Origin of the sequence: Luteococcus sanguinis (genome assembly GCF_039527675.1) — a bacterium.
Classification (GTDB): domain Bacteria; phylum Actinomycetota; class Actinomycetes; order Propionibacteriales; family Propionibacteriaceae; genus Luteococcus; species Luteococcus sanguinis.
This window is the reverse complement of sequence record NZ_BAAAKI010000004.1, coordinates 352109-372041: the sequence shown is the minus strand read 5'-3', so window position 1 is coordinate 372041 and position 19933 is coordinate 352109. Positions and strand designations below refer to the sequence as shown.

16 protein-coding genes are annotated in these 19933 nt (G+C 67.9%); 8 read left to right on the top strand and 8 right to left on the bottom strand.

The features are described from left to right. Window positions 1-43: 43 nt before the first annotated feature. A complete protein-coding gene (locus ABD089_RS05490; RefSeq protein WP_343885226.1) occupies window positions 44-1324 on the bottom strand; it encodes a cell division protein PerM in 1281 nt (426 codons plus the stop codon). 118 nt (window positions 1325-1442) lie between these two features. On the opposite strand from ABD089_RS05490, the gene ABD089_RS05485 reads away from it, so the two are divergent. Continuing rightward, window positions 1443-3257, top strand: coding sequence for a hypothetical protein (locus ABD089_RS05485; RefSeq protein ID WP_343885225.1), 1815 nt, complete (start codon window positions 1443-1445; stop codon window positions 3255-3257). 174 nt (window positions 3258-3431) lie between these two features. After that, entirely contained in the window at window positions 3432-4553 is a 1122-nt protein-coding gene (locus ABD089_RS05480) for a M23 family metallopeptidase (RefSeq protein ID WP_343885224.1), read from the top strand. A gap of 92 nt (window positions 4554-4645) precedes the next feature. Here ABD089_RS05480 and ABD089_RS05475 read toward each other — a convergent pair whose 3' ends face one another. After that, a complete protein-coding gene (locus tag ABD089_RS05475) occupies window positions 4646-7126 on the bottom strand; it encodes a UvrD-helicase domain-containing protein (protein WP_343885223.1) in 2481 nt (826 codons plus the stop codon). Window positions 7127-7211: 85 nt separating this feature from the next. Here ABD089_RS05475 and ABD089_RS05470 point away from each other — a divergent pair, with 85 nt between their 5' ends. From ABD089_RS05470 to ABD089_RS05460, 3 genes are all read left to right on the top strand, one after another. Next, complete coding sequence (locus tag ABD089_RS05470; protein WP_343885222.1) at window positions 7212-8465, top strand: phospholipase D-like domain-containing protein; 1254 nt, start codon at window positions 7212-7214, stop codon at window positions 8463-8465. Window positions 8466-8561: 96 nt separating this feature from the next. Further along, window positions 8562-8825: a GlsB/YeaQ/YmgE family stress response membrane protein gene (locus ABD089_RS05465; protein WP_343885221.1), complete on the top strand. Its 264-nt coding sequence runs from the start codon at window positions 8562-8564 to the stop codon at window positions 8823-8825. 230 nt (window positions 8826-9055) lie between these two features. After that, window positions 9056-9382, top strand: a complete 327-nt coding sequence (locus ABD089_RS05460; RefSeq protein ID WP_343885220.1) for a PspC domain-containing protein — start codon at window positions 9056-9058, stop codon at window positions 9380-9382. Between the two features lie 158 nt (window positions 9383-9540). Here ABD089_RS05460 and guaA read toward each other — a convergent pair whose 3' ends face one another. Then, window positions 9541-11094, bottom strand: coding sequence for a glutamine-hydrolyzing GMP synthase (gene guaA, locus ABD089_RS05455; protein ID WP_343885219.1), 1554 nt, complete (start codon window positions 11092-11094; stop codon window positions 9541-9543). Between the two features lie 143 nt (window positions 11095-11237). On the opposite strand from guaA, the gene cysK reads away from it, so the two are divergent. Together cysK and cysE are read left to right on the top strand one after the other, a co-directional pair. Next, window positions 11238-12164: a cysteine synthase A gene (gene cysK, locus ABD089_RS05450; RefSeq protein WP_343885218.1), complete on the top strand. Its 927-nt coding sequence runs from the start codon at window positions 11238-11240 to the stop codon at window positions 12162-12164. Beyond that, on the top strand, window positions 12164-12721 hold the full coding sequence (gene cysE / locus ABD089_RS05445) for a serine O-acetyltransferase (protein WP_343885217.1): 558 nt from the start codon (window positions 12164-12166) through the stop codon (window positions 12719-12721). Before cysK ends, cysE begins: the two co-directional genes overlap by 1 nt. Before the next feature lie 79 nt (window positions 12722-12800). Here the strand turns inward: cysE and ABD089_RS05440 are convergent, their stop codons facing one another. Genes ABD089_RS05440 through guaB form a run of 3 tightly spaced genes read right to left on the bottom strand, consistent with a single transcriptional unit; the run spans window position 12801 to window position 15810 of the window. Then, window positions 12801-13145 carry a chorismate mutase gene (locus ABD089_RS05440; RefSeq protein ID WP_343885216.1) on the bottom strand — a complete coding sequence of 115 codons (345 nt, stop codon included), beginning with the start codon at window positions 13143-13145 and terminating at the stop codon, window positions 12801-12803. Continuing rightward, window positions 13145-14248: a GuaB3 family IMP dehydrogenase-related protein gene (locus tag ABD089_RS05435; protein ID WP_343885215.1), complete on the bottom strand. Its 1104-nt coding sequence runs from the start codon at window positions 14246-14248 to the stop codon at window positions 13145-13147. Before ABD089_RS05435 ends, ABD089_RS05440 begins: the two co-directional genes overlap by 1 nt. 26 nt (window positions 14249-14274) lie before the next feature. Then, window positions 14275-15810, bottom strand: a complete 1536-nt coding sequence (gene guaB, locus ABD089_RS05430) for an IMP dehydrogenase (protein WP_343885214.1) — start codon at window positions 15808-15810, stop codon at window positions 14275-14277. Between the two features lie 93 nt (window positions 15811-15903). On the opposite strand from guaB, the gene ABD089_RS05425 reads away from it, so the two are divergent. Further along, window positions 15904-16500 (top strand): LysE/ArgO family amino acid transporter, encoded by a 597-nt coding sequence (locus tag ABD089_RS05425; protein ID WP_343885213.1) that lies wholly within the window; start codon window positions 15904-15906, stop codon window positions 16498-16500. A gap of 74 nt (window positions 16501-16574) precedes the next feature. On the opposite strand, the gene ABD089_RS05420 is transcribed toward ABD089_RS05425, so the two are convergent. Both ABD089_RS05420 and ABD089_RS05415 read right to left on the bottom strand, forming a co-directional pair. After that, the gene (locus ABD089_RS05420; protein ID WP_343885212.1) at window positions 16575-17774 is read right to left on the bottom strand and encodes a mannitol-1-phosphate 5-dehydrogenase; all 1200 of its coding nucleotides are present in this window, start codon (window positions 17772-17774) and stop codon (window positions 16575-16577) included. Continuing rightward, complete coding sequence (locus tag ABD089_RS05415; protein WP_343885211.1) at window positions 17771-19861, bottom strand: PTS mannitol transporter subunit IICBA; 2091 nt, start codon at window positions 19859-19861, stop codon at window positions 17771-17773. The genes ABD089_RS05420 and ABD089_RS05415 overlap by 4 nt, the downstream gene beginning before the upstream one ends. Window positions 19862-19933 lie beyond the last annotated feature (72 nt).

The window sequence follows — 19933 nt, the reverse complement described above, 5'->3', positions numbered from 1 at the left end:
CTCGGCCCACGCCGGCTCGTGGCGGACCGTGCCCAAGCCGGCGTCACTCGTCTGGGGTCGGCGCGACGTCGGGCCAGTCGACCTCCACGTCCTCGGACGATGACGCGGACTCCTCGTTCACCGGCGGCGGGTTCAACAAGCCGAGTACCAGGCCGGCGGCCATCCCGGACAGCCCCATCACGGTGGGGGCCATCACGGCCAGTTCGGGCAGCCTGGCGCCCACGGCGATCAGCCGCGCGGTTCCCAGGTCGCCATTGCTGAGCGCACACAACAGCCAGACGACCAACCCGGTCAGCACACCGGACAGTCCGCCTACCAGGCTGGTCTCGTCGGCCCGAGCCAGTCGCCGGGAGCGCCCGATGACGAGGGCGGCAACCACGCCGGCGACCACGCCACTGAGCAACCACAGCAAGGCGACCTTCGGGACCGGTCCGTTGGCCGGCACCGCGCCGAAGGCTGGTAGCGACGGCAGCAGACCGGTGAGGTTCTGCGCGGGCGAGATGACGGTGTCCGTGCCGATCGAGAACCCCGCGCCCAAGGCCCAAGAGGCGCACCACAAGACCATGTTGGGCACCCAGAGGAGCTGGGCCAGCACCAGGACCACGCCGCCTGCCCGGCCAGGGGCGAGCGCATCGTGCAGGCTCATCACCCGGCTCTGGTGCATCAGTAGCGCCGTGGCCAGGACGACCGCGCCGGTGACGACGAGCAGCAGGCAGCCCGCAGCCACCGCCCTCGGAATGGCCCGCGCCCATGCGGGCCAGGCGCCGACGGGGTTCCAGTCCAGGGTTCGTCCGACTGCCACCAGCGAGGATCCAAGCCCCACGGCCAGGCCGCCGAGCAGGGCGTGCCCGCTCTGGGAGGGAGTGTTGACGAGGAAGGAGGGGAACATCACGCAGGCGAGGTACACGGCGGTGAACACCCCGGCCACCCGCAGCGTCAGTGCGCGACGTTCTGCCTGGCCAGCCCGCGCGGACAGACCGCCCAGCACGTGTCGGGCGGCGACGCCTGCTGCCCCGGAAGCGGCCAGCGCGAGCAGCAGGGTGAGACCCAGCGGGATGACGGTCACGGTCACCGAACCCAACTGTGCGCCGGCACCGTGGCCCAGCAGCCACAGCCGCAGGCCGGTGGAGATGTTGCCCCAGAAGCTCACGTCGGGCACCTGCACCCAGCCGACCGTCGTCAGGCCGATGGTGAGGGCCATCCCGGTCACCGCGCTGGCGAGCGCGGCGAGCGCGGTGGTGAGGTGCCAGGCGAGGGTGTGTGCGTGTTCGGCGCGGCCATCTCCGTCGTCTCCCCCACGCCGCCACCAGGCCTGCCCTGCCATGTCCACACCCCTTGCATGCCGCACCACACCCGGCGGCGTCGACCACGTCCGGTTAAACTTCCACCCATCGCACCACCCCTACGGGGAGATGCGCAGAACCCCTGCCCCGGAGGAACGAGTGACCAACGACATGCAGCCCCAGCCGGGTACCCCGGACTTCCCCGGGGACGAAGTTGCTGGCGTCGAGAATGGCCCCGACCCTACCCCAGCACGTGCGGCCAACCCGGTAGGCACAGACGCGGACGAGGTCGCTGACGGGCTGGTGGGACGAGGCAGGGCCTTGGACGAGGACTCCAGCGAATCAGACGTGGAGACCGATCGTTCCCTCGGCATCACGGACGAGACAGGCGTACCCGGCACGGTCCCGGGCTATTCGGACGAGCACTCCATGTGGATGCGTCCCGCTGGCGGCGTCGAGCACGAGCGCGTCCGCGAGCCGGAACCGGTCCCCTACGACGAGACTCCCCCCGCGGCCGAGGAGCCACACGGCCCCGCTCCGGTCGACGTGATCGTGCACGAAGGCGAGTCGCCCGAACCGCTGCTCCCCGAGCACGCCGAGGCCGCCCTGGTCGGCGCGCGCGCCGCGGACGCCCACGACGCCGAACCCGGCGTCAGCCTGGACCAGGCCCCCGTGCAGCCCCAGACCGCCGTTGACGACGCCCGTCCGGGGAGGCTGCAGCGGGTCTGGCCCTGGCTGGCCGCAGCCGTGGCACTGGGCCTCATTGCCTTCGGGGTGATCTTCTCCCAGACCAACAAGTCGCCGGTCGTGGTGACCCAGAGCCCCACGCCGTCGAGGTCGGTCACCCCGGTTGTCACCACCACCGATCTGGTGTCGGCATCGGACGTGAAGGCGATCGATCCAAAGGCCCCCTGGAAGACCACGCTCACCGAGCAGAAGTTGAGCGCCACCTCGCCCAAGCCGGTCTGTCTGTTGCAGAATCCGGGGCAGCCCAACCCCACCCTCAGCGGGCTGCGCACCATGGCGACCAACGGCAAGGACGGCCTCCAGGTGCTGCACCAGGTCGACGCCTATGCCAGCTCCACCGACGCCCAGAAGGTCTTCCAGCTGCGCTCGGGCAATCTCGCGAATTGCTACGAGTCCCCCACCTATCTGGTTCGCGCCGACAGCGTTGCGGGCCTGGGTGACGAGGCGATGTCGATCACCGTCGCCTTCCAGGACCCGGTCACCCGCTACGACACGATGCTGCTGGTGCGCACGGGCACTACGGTCCACGTCTTCGACGCGGTAAAGAACGGGACCCTCGTCGCTCCGGGACGCCTCGCCGAGGTCGCGGCTGGCCCGGTGTCGCGCCAGTGCACTCGGGCCAAGGGCAGCTGTGACGCGAAGCCGGTCAGCGCCCCGCAGACCCCGCCGCCAGCTGGGACCGTCGGCTGGCTGATCCTGCCCGACCTGCCCCGCGTCACGCCCGGTGCCGGCACATGGCAGGCCACCGACCCCGCAGCCGTCAGCTCGAAGGGCAGCCTGTGCGAAGGCGTCACCCTGGCCACCGTCACCGGTCCACAAGGACGCGAGCAACGCACCTACCTCATGGCCGACGACACCGCTGCCCCGCAGAACTATGGGGTGGACGAGGTCGTGTTCACCTTCGCCAAGCCCGCCGACGCGACCGCCTTCGCCAAGAAGTTGTCCGACAACCTCACCTCCTGCCCCAAGCGCGTCACCACCGCCAAGGTGTCCCAGAGCGCGGCGGTCAACGGCACGGTGGCGTCGGAGACGATTGCCGGCTCGACCATCCTGGTCAGCCTCGACATGGGCAACTCCCAGACCACCTTGTTCCGGGTCGGCGTGGCCAGCGTGGGAAACCGGGTCGTTTACCTGCTCAACAACCCCTCGAAGTCCTATGACCTGGGCCAGCGGAACTTCTCGAGCCTGATGATCAGGGCCGCGCAGCGAGCCTCCCAGGCCCGCTGATCAGGGCCGCGCTGCACCCCGTCTGGCAGTCTTCTCAGCAAGACCCCGCCGCATTTTGGTGACATTCCTGAGAAATGCTAAGGTTGTGAACAGCTCGCTGGCTCCGGTGACGAAACCGTGAAGGCAAGCCGGACGGGCTACCCTTGGAAGAGCATCTTCACTGACAGGAGAACCGTGGCCCTCACGCCATTCCGCAGGACGCGCGCTCGTCGCGCCCTGGAGGTCACGCCAGCCGAGGACGACCTGGATTTCGACAGTGTCGAGGACACTGCAGAGGCAGACGATCGTCCCAGCAGCGTGGTGCGCAGCGGCATCGCGGCTCTCGCAGTCAGCGCCCTCGGCCTGGCGGTCGTCGGCGGCGTTGTGATGGCGGCAGGCCCGAGTTCGGACAAGGTCGACACCGCGTCCATCTCCACCGACCGGAACCACTCCGACATCACCAAGGCCATCCCGGCCCCGCAGGCCCTCACCCTGGACGAGCAGGCCCAGGCCCGCGCCAACTCCACGAAGACGGTGAAGCAGGGCTCCGGCGGACTGACCGCCTTCAACGGCCGCAGCACCACCTCCCGCAGCGCAGCCCGTACCGAGCTCGCCAAGGCGATCACGGCCCAGGTCGCGTCGCAGCGTGAGACCACGATGGACGACGTGAACAAGATCATCGTCCAGACCGCGACGGACGCCGGGGCCACCGCCCGCGGCGACCAGCTGGGTGTCGACCTGGAGAAGGTGAAGGCCGAGGCCAAGCGCATCGCCGCCGAGAAGAAGAAAGCCGAGGCGCTGCTGAAGAAGCAGGCCACCGAGGCGGCGAAGAGCGGCAACGCGGCTCCCACGAGCGCGGCCGTCGACTCCTCCGCGATCATCTCCAGCGGTGGCGGCACCACCCCGATGGCGTCGGGCAGCTACTCCGTCGGCGCCTCCTGGGGTCAGTACGGCTCCTGGTCGCGCTGGCACACCGGCCAGGACTTCCCGGCCCCGGTCGGCACGCCCATTCGCGCGGTCGCCGACGGCGTCGTCTCGACCAACTGTGGTGGCTGCCAGGGTTGGGCCGGGTCGGACGTCGTGATGGTGCACCACGCCAACGGCGGCACCACGCTGTACGCGCACATGGGCAGCAAGACCGTCTCGGCGGGCCAGGTCGTCAAGGCCGGCCAGATCATCGGCTATGTGGGCATGAAGGGCCGCACCTTCGGCCCCCACCTGCACTTCGAGTACTACCCCGCCGGTACCACCCCGGGCGACGTGTACTCCACCAGCAACCCCGTCGCCTTCCTGCTCTCGATCGGCGTGCACGTCTAGGGCAGACCCGCTCACGCGACTGATGGAGGGCTCCAACCTGGCGGTTGGAGCCCTTTGTCGTCCGTCGGGTTGGGAACAGCAGCCGATGGCCGCTAGAGCTTCTCCATCGGGGCGTGCTTGAGAGACAGCCGCTTGAGCCCGTGCGAGCCGAAGTCGACGTCCGCCTTGGCCGCGTCGCCCACCCCGGAGGTCGCGACGACCGTCCCCATGCCGAAGGTGGTGTGCAGCACCCGGTCGCCCGGGTCGACCGAGCCGACCGTCTTCACGGCGGGCGCCCGTCCGGAGCCGAAGGCCGGAGAGAAGCCGGAGGAGACCTCGCGGCGTGACTGGGCATGGCGGGTGGCCGAGGTGGACGCCCAGCTGGTCAGCGCGGCGCCGGTACGGCGCCAGTCGACCAGGTGCTCGGGCACCTCGTCCAGGAACCGGCTCGGCGGGTTGTATTGCGGGGCTCCATAGGCCGTGCGCACGGCAGCGCGGGAAAGGTAGAGCCGCTTGCGGGCACGGGTGATGCCGACATAGGCGAGGCGACGCTCCTCCTCCAGCTCCTGCCGGTCGGTCAGGGCACGCATGTGGGGGAAGATGCCGTCCTCGAAACCGGTCAGGAAGACGGTGTCGAACTCCAGGCCCTTGGCGGTGTGCAGCGTCATCAGGGTCACAACCCCGGTCCCTTCGGCGTCGTCGGGGATCTGGTCGGAGTCGGCCACCAGGGCGATCCGCTCCAGGAAGGCGGGCAGCGAGTCGTCCGGTTCCGGCATGCCTGCCACCAGGCCGGCGCCCATCTCGGCCGCCTCCTCACCGCTGCCATCCCCGAGCAGTTCCGCGTCCTCAGGTAGGTCGACGGCGTGCGCAGCGGCGACGAACTCACCCGCCACCGAGGCCAGCTCCACGAGGTTCTCCAGCCGGGTCTCGTCCTGTGGGTCGGTGGATGCCTCGAACTCAGCGACCATGCCGGAGTCCTTGAGGATCGAGTTGAGCACCTCGTCGGCCGGCAGCCCCTCGGTGACCATCTGCCGGTGGCGGCGCATCAGGTCGGCGAAGCCACGAATCTGGTTCAGCGACCTGGTCGCGATGCCGGGCGCTTCATCGGCACGGTCCAAGGCCTCGGAGAAGGTGATTCGCTCACTGCTGGCCAGCGCCTCGATGGCCGCCTCGGCCCGGTCACCGATACCGCGCTTGGGGACGTTGAGGATGCGCCGCACCGATACGTCGTCGGCGGGGTTGGCGATGGCGCGCAGATAGGCGATCGCGTCGCGCACCTCACGGCGCTCGTAGAAGCGGACTCCGCCGACCACCTTGTAGGGCAGGCCGACCCGGATGAAGACCTCCTCGAAGGCGCGGGACTGGGCGTTGGTGCGGTAGAAGACCGCAGTGTCGCCGTGGCGGCTGGTGCCCTTGTCCGACAGGTCGTCGATCTCGGTGGCGACGAACTGGGCCTCGTCGTGCTCGGTGTCGGCGACATAGGCCGTGATCTTGTCGCCGTCGCCCTGATCGCTCCACAACCGCTTCTTGGGCCGGTTGGGGTTGCGCGTGATCACCTGGTTCGCCGCGGTCAGGATCGTCTGGGTGGACCGGTAGTTCTGCTCCAGCAGGATGGTGCGGGCGCCTGGGAAGTCGCTCTCGAAGTCGAGGATGTTGCGGATCGTCGCGCCCCGGAAGGCGTAGATGGACTGGTCGGAGTCACCAACCACCATCAGCTCCGGCGGTTCGGTGCGCGGGGCGTCGGCGTCCAGGCCGTCGTCGGCGCCCAGGTCGCCACAGAGCTGACGGATCAGCTGGTACTGGGCGTGGTTCGTGTCCTGGTACTCGTCCACCAGCACCTGCCGGAAGCGACGCCGGTAGGCCTCGCGCAGGTCGGGGAAGGCCTGCATCAGGTGGACGGTCGTCATGATCAGGTCGTCGAAGTCGAGGGCATTGGCGGCGACCAGGCGGCGCTGGTACTCCGAGTAGGCCTGGGCATAGACCTTCTCATTGCCGTCGCCGGCCTGCTGCGCCGCGCTCTCATGGTCGATCAGCTCGTTCTTGCAGTTGCTCACCCAGTTCATCACCGCGCGCACCGGGTAGCGCTTGGGGTCGAGCTGCAGCTCGCGCGTCACCAGCGTCATCAGGCGCTTCTGGTCGGTGTCGTCGTAGATCGAGAAGTTCTTGTTCATCCCGAAGCGGTCGATGTCCGCGCGCAGGATGCGCACGCAGGCCGAGTGAAAGGTGGAGACCCACATCAGCTTGGCGCGGTTGCCGACCAGCTCGATCACGCGCCCACGCATCTCGGCGGCGGCCTTGTTGGTGAAGGTGATCGCCAGAATGGAGCCGGGGTGCACATTGCGCTCGGCCACCAGGTAGGCGATCCGCCGGGTCAACACCCTGGTCTTGCCCGAACCGGCGCCGGCCACCACCAGCACGGGCCCCCCGGCGTGCAGCACGGCTTCGCGCTGGGGTTCGTTCAAGCCCTCCAGCAGTTCGTCCGCCGCGGGCCGCTTCGCCGCGGCCGCCAGCTGCGCCTCCGGACGCGGTGGACGCACGGGCGCTGGCTCGGGCTCGAAGGCGCTGAAGAGGTCGGGAAAGTGGAGTTCAGACATGTCGCGGACGATTCTAGTTGGCGGCCCTGACATCGCCTCCCCCGCGTCATCGTGGCACGGCTGGTGTGGCCGCTAGATTTGGGCCATGTCGTCCTATTCCCGCGCCCGTCAGGTCGCCCACCGGGTGATGGCCGGCGTGCTGGGAGCACAAGTCGCCACGATGGCGGGCCTCACCGCCGCCGAAGCCATTCGTCGCCGAGGTCGCCGCCCCTACCGCTTCCCCGTCGCCGACCCGCGCCCGGTGAGTGCCGGGGACGACCAGGTGACGATCCACACCTTCGGCACCGATCTGTACGCGGCGATGCTCGCCGACATCGAGGCCGCCACCAGCTCGGTCTACTTCGAGACCTACATCTGGAAGGCCGACGGCTACGGCCACAGGTTCAAGGACGCGCTGGTTGCCGCTGCCGAGCGGGGAGTCAGGGTTTGCGTCGTGTACGACGAGTTCGCCAACCTCGTCGTCCCGCGATCCTTCTTCGACTTCCCCGCATCCGTCCACGTTCAGTCCCATCCCATCGTCGGCGGTCCTGCCTTCCTGAACCCGCGCAACACGGGGCTGGACCACCGCAAGCTGCTGGTGGTGGACACTGCGATCGCCTACATCGGCGGCTACAACATCGGCGACACCTATGCGACACGGTGGCGTGACACCCATGCCCGGCTCGTGGGCCCCGGCGTGGTCGAGGTGGAGACGGCCTTCGTCGACTACTGGAACCTGCACCACACCAGCAGGCTGCGCAAGCGCCGTGGCGAGGTGCCCCAATTGACCGTCTCGGCACCTCGTCCGTGGGAAGGCACGGTGCGCGTGCACCGGAACACCCCGCGGCTGGCCGTCTACCCGATCCGGAACATGTACCTGGAGGCGATCGACCGGGCCAGCTCCCACATCTGGCTCACCCAGGCCTACCTGATCCCTGACGACGACCTCACCGCCGCCCTGTTCGCCGCGGCGCGACGCGGCGTGGACGTGCGGATCATCGTCCCGGCAGAGTCCAACCACGTCATAGCCGACTGGTTGTCCCGCGGCTTCTACGACGACCTGCTCAAGTACCGCGTACGACTGTTCCTCTACCAGCGCGCCATGGTGCATGCGAAGACCGGGACGATCGACGGCGTCTGGTCCACGATCGGAACGGCGAACCTCGACCGGCTGAGCCTGGCCGGGAACTACGAGGTGAACGCGGAATTCCTGAGCGCCGAGGTGGCCGCACGGATGGAGGAGATCTGGCGGTTGGACGAGGGCAATTGCGTCGAGTTGACCCGCGAGGAGTGGAATGGCCGTTCCCTCGTGGCCAAGGCAACCGAAGGGTTGCTCGCCCCGTGGCGCCCCTTCTTCTGAGCCCATCACCTGCATGGGGCACCCTACGGGGTGGGCATTTTTCGCCAGTAGGCGAAGCGCGTGACAGGGCTCACTGGGCAGATCTACTGTTCAGGCATGGGTTTCATTGCATTCATCATCCTGGGCCTCATCGCAGGCGCCATTGCCAAGGCGATCCTCCCCGGTACGCAGGGCGGCGGCTGGCTCGTCACCATGATTCTGGGTGTCATCGGCTCGATCCTGGGTGGCTGGCTGGGCGGTGCGCTGTTCGACAAGCCGCTGTCCGGTTTCTTCTCCCCCTACACCTGGCTGATGGCCATCATCGGTTCGTTGATCGTCCTCGTCATCTGGGGCTTCGTCACGGGCCGCGCCCGTCGCTGACGCTCTGCGTCCTTCCCCACTGTCCACGCCCCACTATCCACAACAGGGTCCGGCGAAAGCTGGGCCCTGTTGTTGCGTTCCCATATGTCGTTGCGTGCCCATGTCTTTGCGTGCCCATGTCGTTGCGAGCCTGTCCTTTTGTCGGTGCCTGTCCTTTTGTCGGTAGTGGAACCACAATGGAGGTGGGTGCGTCGCATAGTTACCCGTCCACCAACACAGGAGCACTTGTCATGGCTTTCATTCCCGGTCTCGTCCGCCCCACTCAAGGACGAGTCATCGCTGGTGTGTGCGCCGGAATCGCCCGGCAGACCGGCGTCGACGCCAACATCGTCCGCCTCGTGGCAGTAGCGGCGGTGATCCTTGGCGGGGCCAGCCTCTGGATCTACCCGCTGGCCTGGGCCCTCATGCCCGACGAGGGCGCCGCCAAGGCGCCCATCGAAGACCTCTTCCGCCAGGCGAAGGACTGGAACTCCCAGCGCAACCTGGCCCAGCCCCCCACTGACCAGCAGCGCACCGATGTGCCCACCTTCAACCCCTACGAAGAACCCCGCAACTGACGCATCGCCTCGCCGGCTCGCCGCCCACTCGGCGGCAACCCGCCAACCACAGGAATCGTCGCCCAGATCACCCGGCCGCGCCCCTCAGGGGGCCTGCCAGCAAGGATTTGGCGACGATTCCTTCGTTGTCCGGCGTTGTCGTCAGGTCAGTTGCCGGGTCACTCCCACTCGATGGTGCCCGGCGGCTTCGATGTCACGTCCACCACGACGCGGTTCACCTCGCGCACCTCGTTGGTGATGCGGGTGCTCATGCGCTCTATGACGTCGTAGGGAAGGCGTCCCCAGTCGGCGGTCATGGCGTCCTCGCTGGTGACCGGGCGCAGCACGATCGGGTGGCCGTAGGTGCGTCCGTCGCCCTGCACGCCGACCGAGCGGACGTCGGCCAGCAGCACCACCGGGAACTGCCAGATCTCGCGGTCCAGACCGGCGCGAGTGAGTTCCTCGCGGGCGATCGCGTCGGCCTGGCGCAGGATCTCCAAGCGTTCCGCCGTGACCTCGCCGATGATCCGGATGCCGAGGCCGGGGCCCGGGAAGGGTTGGCGCCACACCATCGTCTCGGGCAGGCCGAGCTCGGTGCCGACGGCGCGCACCTCGTCCTTGAACAGGGTGCGCAGCGGCTCGATCAGGCTGAACTGGAGGTCGTCGGGCAGGCCGCCGACGTTGTGGTGGCTCTTGATGTTGGCCGCGCCCTCGCCGCCGCCCGACTCGACGACGTCAGGGTAGAGCGTGCCCTGCACCAGGAACTCGATGTCCTTGCTGTCGTTGAGCTGGCGGGCGACGTCCTCGAAGGTTCGAATGAACTCACGTCCGATGATCTTGCGTTTGGTCTCGGGGTCGGTGACCCCGGCCAGGGCGCCCAGGAAACGCTCGCGCTCGTCGGCGACAACAAGTTCTACGCCAGTCACCTCGACGAAATCCTTCTTGACCTGGTCGGCCTCCCCCTCGCGGAGCAGTCCGTGGTCGACGAACACGCAGGTGAGCTGGTCACCGATGGCGCGCTGGACGAGCGCACCTGCGACGGCTGAATCGACACCACCGGACAAGGCGCACAACACCTGTTTGTCACCGACCTCGGCGCGGATCCGCTCGATCTGCTCCTCGACGATGTTCTGGCTGGTCCAGGAGGCATCACATCCGGCGATGTCGCGCAGGAAGTGCTCAAGGACGGCCTGGCCCTGCTCGGAGTGCAGCACCTCTGGGTGCCATTGGACGCCGGCCAGTTGGCGCGAGCAGCACTCGAAGGCCGCGACGGGGGCGCCAGCCGTGTGTGCCAAGGCGGTGAAGCCCTTGGGCGCTTCGGTGACGGAGTCGCCGTGGCTCATCCAGATGTTGAGGGCATCAGGCATCCCGGCGAGCAGGGTGCCATGCTCGGTGATGCTCACCGGGGTGCGGCCGAACTCCGACAGGCCGGTCTTCTCGACGGTGCCGCCGAGCGCTGCGGTCATCGCCTGGAAGCCGTAGCAGATGCCGAAGACGGGCACGCCCGCCTCGAACAGCGCGGCCTCGACCTGCGGCGCGTGATCGGCGTAGACCGATTGCGGACCGCCGGACAGGATGATCGCCTTCGGCTGGCGCTCGAGCACCTGCGCGGCAGTCGCTGTGTGCGGCATGATCTCGGAATAGACATTCGCCTCACGGACGCGTCGGGCGATGAGCTGTGCGTACTGGGCGCCGAAGTCGATGACGACGACAAGGTCCTGGGATGATGCCATGGGGGTGATTCTATGGCTTCACCGGCCTGCCCTTGACCGGCTCGACCGCTCAGCTCGTGGATGGCCTGCCACACATGTTGCGTTCTGCGAGATGATCTGCTTGGTTCCGGGAACAAATAGCCCAGACGACGACTTGAGGTGTCATGCAGATCTTCGACAACGTAACGGCGGCTGTGGGCCGCACTCCCCTCGTCCGCGTGAACCGCGTGACGGGCACGAACGCCGAGGTGTTCGCCAAGCTGGAGTACTACAATCCCGCGAACTCGGTGAAGGACCGGATCGGTGTCGCCATCATCGACGCTGCCGAGGCCTCCGGTGCGCTGAAGCCCGGCGGCACCATCGTCGAGGGCACGTCGGGCAACACCGGCATCGCCCTGGCCATGGTGGGTGCTGCCCGCGGCTACCAGGTGGTCATCTGCATGCCCGAGACCATGAGCCTCGAGCGTCGCGCCCTGCTGCGCGCCTATGGCGCCGAGCTGGTGCTGACGCCGGGCGCCGAGGGCATGAAGGGTGCCGTCGCCAAGGCCCATGAGATCGCCGCCGAGCGTGACGGCGTGCTGGCCCGCCAGTTCGACAACGACGCCAACCGCACGGTGCACTACGAGACCACCGGCCCGGAGATCTGGAAGGACACCGAGGGCCAGGTCGACATCTTCGTCGTCGGCATCGGCACCGGTGGCACCGTCACCGGCGCGGGCGGTTACCTCAAGGAGCAGAACCCTGGCATCACCGTGATCGGCGTCGAGCCGGCCGAGTCGCCGCTGCTGACCGAGGGCACCGCCGGACCGCACAAGATCCAGGGCCTGGGCGCCAACTTCGTGCCCGGCATCCTGAACCGTGAGGTCATGGACGAGGTCATCGACATCCCCGGCGAGCAGGCGATGGACTTCTCCCGTCGAGCCGCCCGTGAGGAGGGCCTGATGGTCGGCATCTCCGCCGGCGCCGCCCTGGCCGCCGCCGAGCAGGTCGCCAACCGTCCCGAGAATGCCGGCAAGAAGATCGTCGTCGTGCTCCCCGACCTCGGCGAGCGTTACCTGTCGACGATCCTGTACGCGGACCTGCTCCGCTGATGAGCGCCCGCGACCTGGTGGGGGCCGCACGGCAGCGAGTCTCCGAGGACCTCGGCGCCGCGATGCGCGAGGATCCGGCAGCGACCAACCGCCTCGAGGTGGCCCTGCTGTACTCGGGCGTGCACGCCGTGTGGGCCCACCGGGTCGCACACCGCCTGTGGAACACGCACATCGCCTACCGTCCGCTTGCGCGGGCGATCAGCCAGGCGGCGCGTTTCCTGACCGGCATCGAGATCCATCCCGGTGCCACGATCGGGCGTCGCTTCTTCATCGATCACGGCAATGGCGTGGTCATCGGTGAAACGGCGATCATCGGGGACGACGTGCTGATGTACCACCAGGTGACCCTCGGCGGCCGCGCGCGGGGACGCTTCAAGCGCCACCCCACGATCGGAAATCGCGTGCTGATCGGTGCCGGCGCCAAGGTGATCGGCGACATCACCATCGGGGACGACGTGAAGATCGGCTCCAATGCCTTGGTCGTCAAGGACGTCGAGCCCGGTGCAGTCGTGGTGGGTATCCCCTCGGACGTCCGCGCGGGCGACGTCATCGCCTGAGCTGCACGAGCGAAGCCCAGCAGCAGACGAGCCCCGAACCTCCCCACGGGAGGGCTCGGGGCTCGTCTGCGTACCGGTGTCAGGACTGCTGGCCGCGGGCGATCTGCTCGTGGTGGCGGACAACCTCGGTGACGATGAAGTTGAGGAACTTCTCCGCGAACTCGGGGTCCAGCTGCGCGTCCATGGCGAGCGCGCGCAGCCGCTCGATCTGCCTCTTCTCGCGCTCCGGGTCGGCCGGGGGCAGGCCCTGGGTCGCCTTCAGCTGCCCCACCCGCTGCGTCACCTTGAAGCGCTCGGCCAGCAGGTGGACCAGGGCGGAGTCGAGGTTGTCGATCGAGCCGCGCAACCGCACCAGCTCCGGGTGCGCCTGCTCCGGATTCGCGCGCTCGGGATCCGTGTGAACGGGGTTCGTCGACTCGGACATCAGCTGATGACCACGTCGATCCGCTGGAACTCCTTGACCTCGGTGTAGCCAGTCGAGGCCATCGCGCGACGCAGGGCGCCGACCAGGTTCATGGTGCCGTCCGCGATCCGCGAGGGGCCGAGCATGACCTCCTCCAGCGTCCCGATCGGGGCGAACCTGACCCGCTCGCCGCGCGGCAGGGTCTCGTGCCACGCCTCGGCGCCCCAGTGCCAGCCCTGGCCTGGGGCCTCGGTCGCCCGCGCCAGCGGGGAGCCGACCATCACGGCATCAGCGCCGCAGGCAATTGCCTTGGCAATGTCACCGGAACGTCCCACCGAACCGTCCGCGATGACATGCACGTAGCGGCCACCGGACTCGTCCATGTAGTCGCGCCGCGCCTCCGCCACGTCCGCCAGCGCGGACGCCATCGGGACCTCGATGCCGAGCACGTCGCGGGTGGCGTGGCTGGCGCCACCGCCGAAGCCGACGAGCACACCAGCAGCGCCGGCCCGCATCAGGTGCAGGGAGGTCTGGTAGGTGGCACAGCCACCGACGATGACCGGCACCTCGAGGTCGTAGATGAACTTCTTGAGGTTCAGCGGCTCGGCCGCATCGCTCACATGCTCGGCCGAGACGGTCGTCCCGCGCACCACGAAGAAGTCCATCCCGGACTTCTCCACCACGTCGGCGAACTCCTTGGTGTTCTGCGGGCTCAGCGAGCCCGCCACCGGCACGCCAGCCGCGCGGATCTGGTTCATCCGCTCGGTGATCAGCTCACCCTTGATCGGCTCGGCGTAGACCTCCTGCATGCGCCCGGTCGCCTCGAAGGGGTCGCTGATACTGGCGAGCTCCTCGAAGATGGAGCTCGGGTCCTCGTAGCGAGTCCACAGGCCCTCGAGGTTGAGCACACCGAGGCCGCCCAGACGTCCCATCTCGATCGCGGTCGCAGGGCTCATCACCGAGTCCATCGGCGCCGCGATGATCGGGAAGTCGAAGGTCACCGCGTCGATCTTCCAGCCCAGGTTCACCTGGTCGATCCCCCGCGTGCGGCGCGAGGGGACGATGGCGATGTCGTCGAAGCTGAAGGCCTTGGTGGCGCGCTTGGAGCGTCCGATGTCGTACATGTTGCCGTCCTTGGTTGTTGCTCGCGTCAGCGCGAGTAGTTGGGGGCGTCTGCGATGTTCTGGACGTCGTGCGGGTGGCTCTCGGTCAGGCCCGCGGAGGTGATCCGCACGAAACGTCCCCGGTCCTGCAGCTCCGGGATGGTGCGCGAACCGACGTAGAACATCGACTGGTGCAGGCCGCCGACCAGCTGGTGGATGACCGAGGAGACCGGACCGCGGTAGAGCACCTGGCCCTCGATGCCCTCGGGGATCAGCTGGTCGTCGCTGGTGACGTCCGCCTGGAAATAGCGGTCCTTGGAGTAGGACTTCTTGCCCCGGCTGCTCATCGCACCCAGCGAGCCCATGCCACGGTACTGCTTGTACTGCTTGCCGGCGATGAAGACGGTCTCGCCGGGGCTCTCCTCGCACCCGGCCAGCAGCGAACCGACCATGACGGTGGACGCACCGGCGACGAGCGCCTTGGCGATGTCGCCGGAGTATTTGAGACCACCGTCGGCGATCACGGGGACGCCCGCCTCGGTCGCTGCCGCAGCGGCCTCGTAGACGGCCGTCAACTGGGGAACGCCGACGCCGGCGACGATACGGGTGGTACAGATCGAACCGGGACCGACGCCGACCTTGACGGCGTCCACCCCGGCCTCGACCAGGGCGCGCGACCCGGTGCGGGTAGCGACATTGCCGCCGATGATCTGGACGTGCTGGGTGGCTGGATCGCCCTTCAGCTTGCGGATCATGTCAAGCAGCAGACGGGCGTGGCCGTGGGCGGTGTCGACCACCAGTACGTCGACGCCTGCCTCGATCAAGGTGGTGGCGCGCTCCCAGGCCTCGCCGAAGTAGCCGACGGCCGCACCGACCATCAGGCGTCCCTGGGCGTCCTTGGTGGCATCGGGGAACTGCTCGGACTTCACGAAGTCCTTGACCGTGATCAGGCCGCGCAGGCGTCCCTGGTCGTCGACCAGCGGCAGACGTTCGCGCTTGTTCTGACGCAGCAGCGCCGTCGCGTCCTCGCTGGAGATGTTCTCCGGCGCGGTGAACAGCGGCATCGGGGTCATCACGTCGCGCACCAAGGTCGTGCCCCACTCGGCGACCGGGGTGAAACGCAGGTCCCGGTTGGTGCAGATGCCAAGCAGCGTGTCGTCGGCGTCGACGACGGGCAGGCCGGAGACGCGGTACTGGCCGCAGAGGTTGTCGAGGTCCGCCAGGGTCGCGTCCGGCCCGATGGTGACGGGGTTGGTGATGCGTCCGGTCTGGGTGCGCTTGACGAGGTCGACCTGGTAGGCCTGGTCCTCGATCGAGAGGTTGCGGTGCAGCACGCCCAGGCCGCCCTGGCGGGCCATCGCGATGGCCATCCGGGATTCCGTGACGGTGTCCATCGCGGCAGAGACCAGCGGCACGCGCAGGCTGATCTCGCGCGTGAGGCGGCTGGTGGTGTCCACCTCGGACGGGATGACATCCGTCTCGCCCGGCAGTAGCAGCACGTCGTCATAGGTCAGGCCAAGGGGTGCGAACTTGTCGGGCACCCCCGCGCCGGTCAATTCGCTGTACTGGTCGGGCAGGGTCACGTGGCACACCTTCAATCGCGCTCGGGAATGGGTCGAGTCTATCGACTCGGGCCAGTGCCCCCGTCCAGTCCCAACCCCACTACGGTGGTCGCCATGCTTTCCGCCTGGATCACCGGTCTGTTGACCGGGCTGTCCCTGATCGTGGTGATCGGGGTGCAGAACGGGCTGGTGCTACGCCAGGGGCTGCGTCGGGAGCACGTGTGGCTCGTGGTCGCGGTGTGCGCGCTGGGTGACCTGGTACTGATTGCCGCTGGCACCGCCGGCATGGGCGCCATCGCCCAGGCGCACCCGGCCATCCTTCGGGCGATGTCATGGCTCGGCGCCGGCTACCTGTTGTGGCAGGCGGTGAAGTCCTTCCAGTCCGCGGCCCGAGCGTCCGCGCTGAAGGCGGGTGAACCACCGAGCCGCGACGCTGTGCTGCGGACGGTGCTGGGCGTGACCTGGCTCAACCCGCACGTCTACCTGGACACCGTGGTGATGCTCGGTTCGGTGGCCGCCAGCCACGGTGACCTGCGCTGGTGGTTCAGCGCGGGTGCGATGAGCGCCTCGCTGCTGTGGTTCGGCTCGCTGGGCTTCGGCGCCCGCGCCCTGTCCGGACCCCTGGGACGACCCTCGGTGTGGCGCGTCGTGGACGTTGGGATCGGCATCGTGATGATGCTGGTCGCGATCCAACTCATCGTCCGTGGCTGAGGCTCACCGACCAGGAACGACTGGTCCCCCGCTCCGTCAGGGAACGGGGGACCTCTCGTCCATCAGCAGTCAGTTCATTCGGCGTCGGTGACCGCCGGGTCGAATGACCGGGTGGCCTGTGCCTGCTTGACCTGCTCGACGACACCCGCGAAGAGCGGGTGGCCGGCGTCGAGCCCGGTGAAGGTGGTTGCTGCCTGCTCGGCGTCCTGCGTCGCGAGCACCTTGCCGACCTGCACGGCCTCCGCATCGTCCGCAACGTCGAACAGCATCGCGCCCAACATGGCCGACTGCAGGGCGTCGGACGACTCCCCCTTCTCGGCCAGCTCGGCGGCCGGGCCCACGAAGCGCTCGTGGCGTGACAGCTTGCGCATCGGGGAACGGCCGACCCGGGTGACCGTGTCGGGCAGTTCCGGGTTGGCGAACCGCTTCAGGATCTTCTGGATGTAGGCCTCCTGGACCTCGTCCGCGAACCCGTACTTGGCGACCAGCAGCTTCTTCGTCTCGGTCAGCACCGCGTAGATCTTGGCCTTGAGGGCCGCGTCGGCCAGCACGTCCGAGATCTTGTCGATCCCCGCCTGGTAGCCGAAGTAGGCGGTCGCGGCGTGGCCGGTGTTGACCGTGAACAGCTTGCGCTCGATGTAGGGCGCGAGCGAGTCGACGAAGCTGGCTCCGGGGATCACTGGCGGGTTGCCCTCGAAAGCCGGGGTCTCCACGGCCCACTCGAAGTAGGGCTCGACGTTGACGTCCAGGCCCATGCCCGCGGGCTGGTTCGGGACGATCCGGTCGACGGCCGTGTTGGCGAACATGGCCTTCGCGTCCACGTCACCAGGGCTGTCGCCGCGCACGAACACGGCGAGGTTGTCGGTGGCGTTGATCGCGTTCTCGCAGGCCATCACGACCAGCTTGGGCGCATCGGCAGGACGGGCGTCGATGCCCTGGCGGATGGCGGGGGCGATGAACTTGAGGATGTTCGGCCCGACCGCGCAGGTGACGACGTCCGCGGTGGCGATCTCCGCCACCACGGCGTCGAGCTCCGAGGACGAGTTGAGCGCACGGAAGTTGTCGACCGTGTGCGCCTGGCCGCCCTCACCGACCTCGTGGACGACATAGCTGTCGGCAGCCTTGAGCAGGTCGATCAGCGCGTCGGAGACGTCGGCGAAGACGATCTCGTAACCCGCCTGGTGCAGCAACAGGCCGACGAACCCGCGGCCGATGTTGCCTGCTCCGAAATGGACAGCCTTCAGACGCGACTGGGGAGCAGTCTCGTTTGTCATGAATTGACCTTTCCGAGGATGTCGGCGACCTCCTGGGCCGTCGAGGCGTTCTCCAGAGCAGCCACGGAGTCGTTGTTCGAGAAGATCTTCGCGAGCTTGCCCAGGATCTGCAGGTGTTCCTTGTTCTTGCCGGCGATGCCGACGACGAACTTCACCGGGTTGCCATTCCAGTCGATGGGCTGGTCGAAGCGGATGAAACTCATGGCCGAGCTGGAGATCAGCTCCTTCGCCTCGTTCGTACCGTGCGGGATCGCGAGCAGGTTGCCCATGTAGGTGCTGACGGTGGCCTCACGGGCATGCATGGCATCGACGTACCCGGCTTCGACCGCACCGCGGCTCACGAGCAGGTTGCCCGCTTGGGTGATGGCGTCGCCCTTGTCGGCGGCCACGGCACCCAGCTTGATCGAGTCGAGGGCGAGGATCTCGGCCTTGGGCTCGTCGATGCTGGACGCTGCTCCGGCACCCGCCGAAGCGGCCGGAACCGCGGTGGCGGTCGTGACCGGGGCGACCGAAGAACTGTCGGCGGCGGCTGGCGCCGTGGCGCCGGAGCGCTGGGCGCGGATCATCTCGACGACCTCGTCATACCGCGGCGAGTTCATGAAGTTGTCGACGGTCAGGACGGTCGCCGAGGGGACCTTCGGGATGGCGCGGGTGGCCAGCGTCTCCTGGGTCACCACGATGTCGTAGTTGTCCTTCAGGTTGGCGATGGCCTCGTTGGTCACCTTCACGTCGCCGAAACCGGCCTCCTTGACCTTGTTGCGCAGCACGGTGGCGCCCATCGCGGACGAGCCCATGCCAGCGTCGCAGGCGAAGACGATGTTCTTGATCTCGCCCTTGGGAGCGGCGGTGACCAGGTTCGAGGCGACGGCAGACTTCTTGCCCTTCATCGCCTCCATGTCGGCCGTGGCCTTGCTGAGGTCGCCGTCGTCGCCCTTGTCCATCTTGATCAGGGGTGCCGCGATGGCGAAGGTGACCGCGGTGGAGACGAGGATGGCCAGCAGGATCTTGAACAGGTCGCCGGGGGCGGCCATCATCATGTACGCGAAGATCGAGCCGGGGGCGGCGGGGCCGACCAGACCGGTGTGGAACATCTGGTTGACGGCCACGCCCGAGGCGCCGCCAGCGATGGTGGCGAGCAGCAGGATCGGCTTCATCAGGATGTAGGGGAAGTAGATCTCGTGGATGCCGCCGAGGAAGTGGATGATCGCCGCACCGGGGGCCGACGCCTTGCTCATGCCCCGGCCGAACAGCATGTAGGCCAGCAGGATGCCCAGGCCGGGGCCGGGGTTCGACTCCAGCATCAGCAGGATGGACTTGCCGGTCTGCTTGACCATGTCGGCGCCGAGCGGGGTGAGCACGCCGTGGTTGATGGCGTTGTTCAGGAAGAGCACCTTGGCGGGCTCGATGATGACAGACGCGACGGGCAGGGCATTGTTGCTGACAAGGAAGTCCACGCCCTTGCCGAGCATGCGGATGACCCAGTGCACGATGGGGCTGACGGCGAAGAAGCCGAAGATCGCGATGATCATGCCCCAGATGCCGGCGGAGAAGTTGTTCACGAGCATCTCGAAGCCGGCCTTGATCTTGCCGTCCCACAGCTCGTCAAGCTTCTTCATCGTCCAGCCACCCAGCGGACCCATGATCATGGCGCCCAGGAACATCGGGCTGGAGGGGACGCCCACGATGACACCGAGGGTGGCGATGGCGCCGATGACGCCGCCGCGGGTCGGGTTCTTCTCGTAGACCATCCGGCCGCCCTGGTAGCCGATCAGGAGCGGCAGCAGATAGTTGATGGCGGGGCCGACCAAGCCGGTCCACGGGGTGTCGACCATCTGCTTGGTGGCCGGGTCCCAGACGTCGTGCGAGCCGAAGCCACCGATGGCGCCGATCCAGTTCGGGACCGTTCCGTCACCGATGTGGCGAAAGAGGATGGGCAGCCAGCCGACCTGGATGAACAGGGCGGTGATCAGGCCCCAGGCGATGAGCGCGCCGATGTTGGGCATGATCATGCCCGAGAGGAAGGTTCCGAAGCGCTGGACCTGCGCCTGGGCCTGCTTGGCCGCCGATGGGGCCTGCGTTGTGGACATGAAATCTCCTTCATCGGGCGCTGGGCGCCGAGATCGCGGTTTGCGCGTTCTATCCAGTGGGGGCAGGCACGA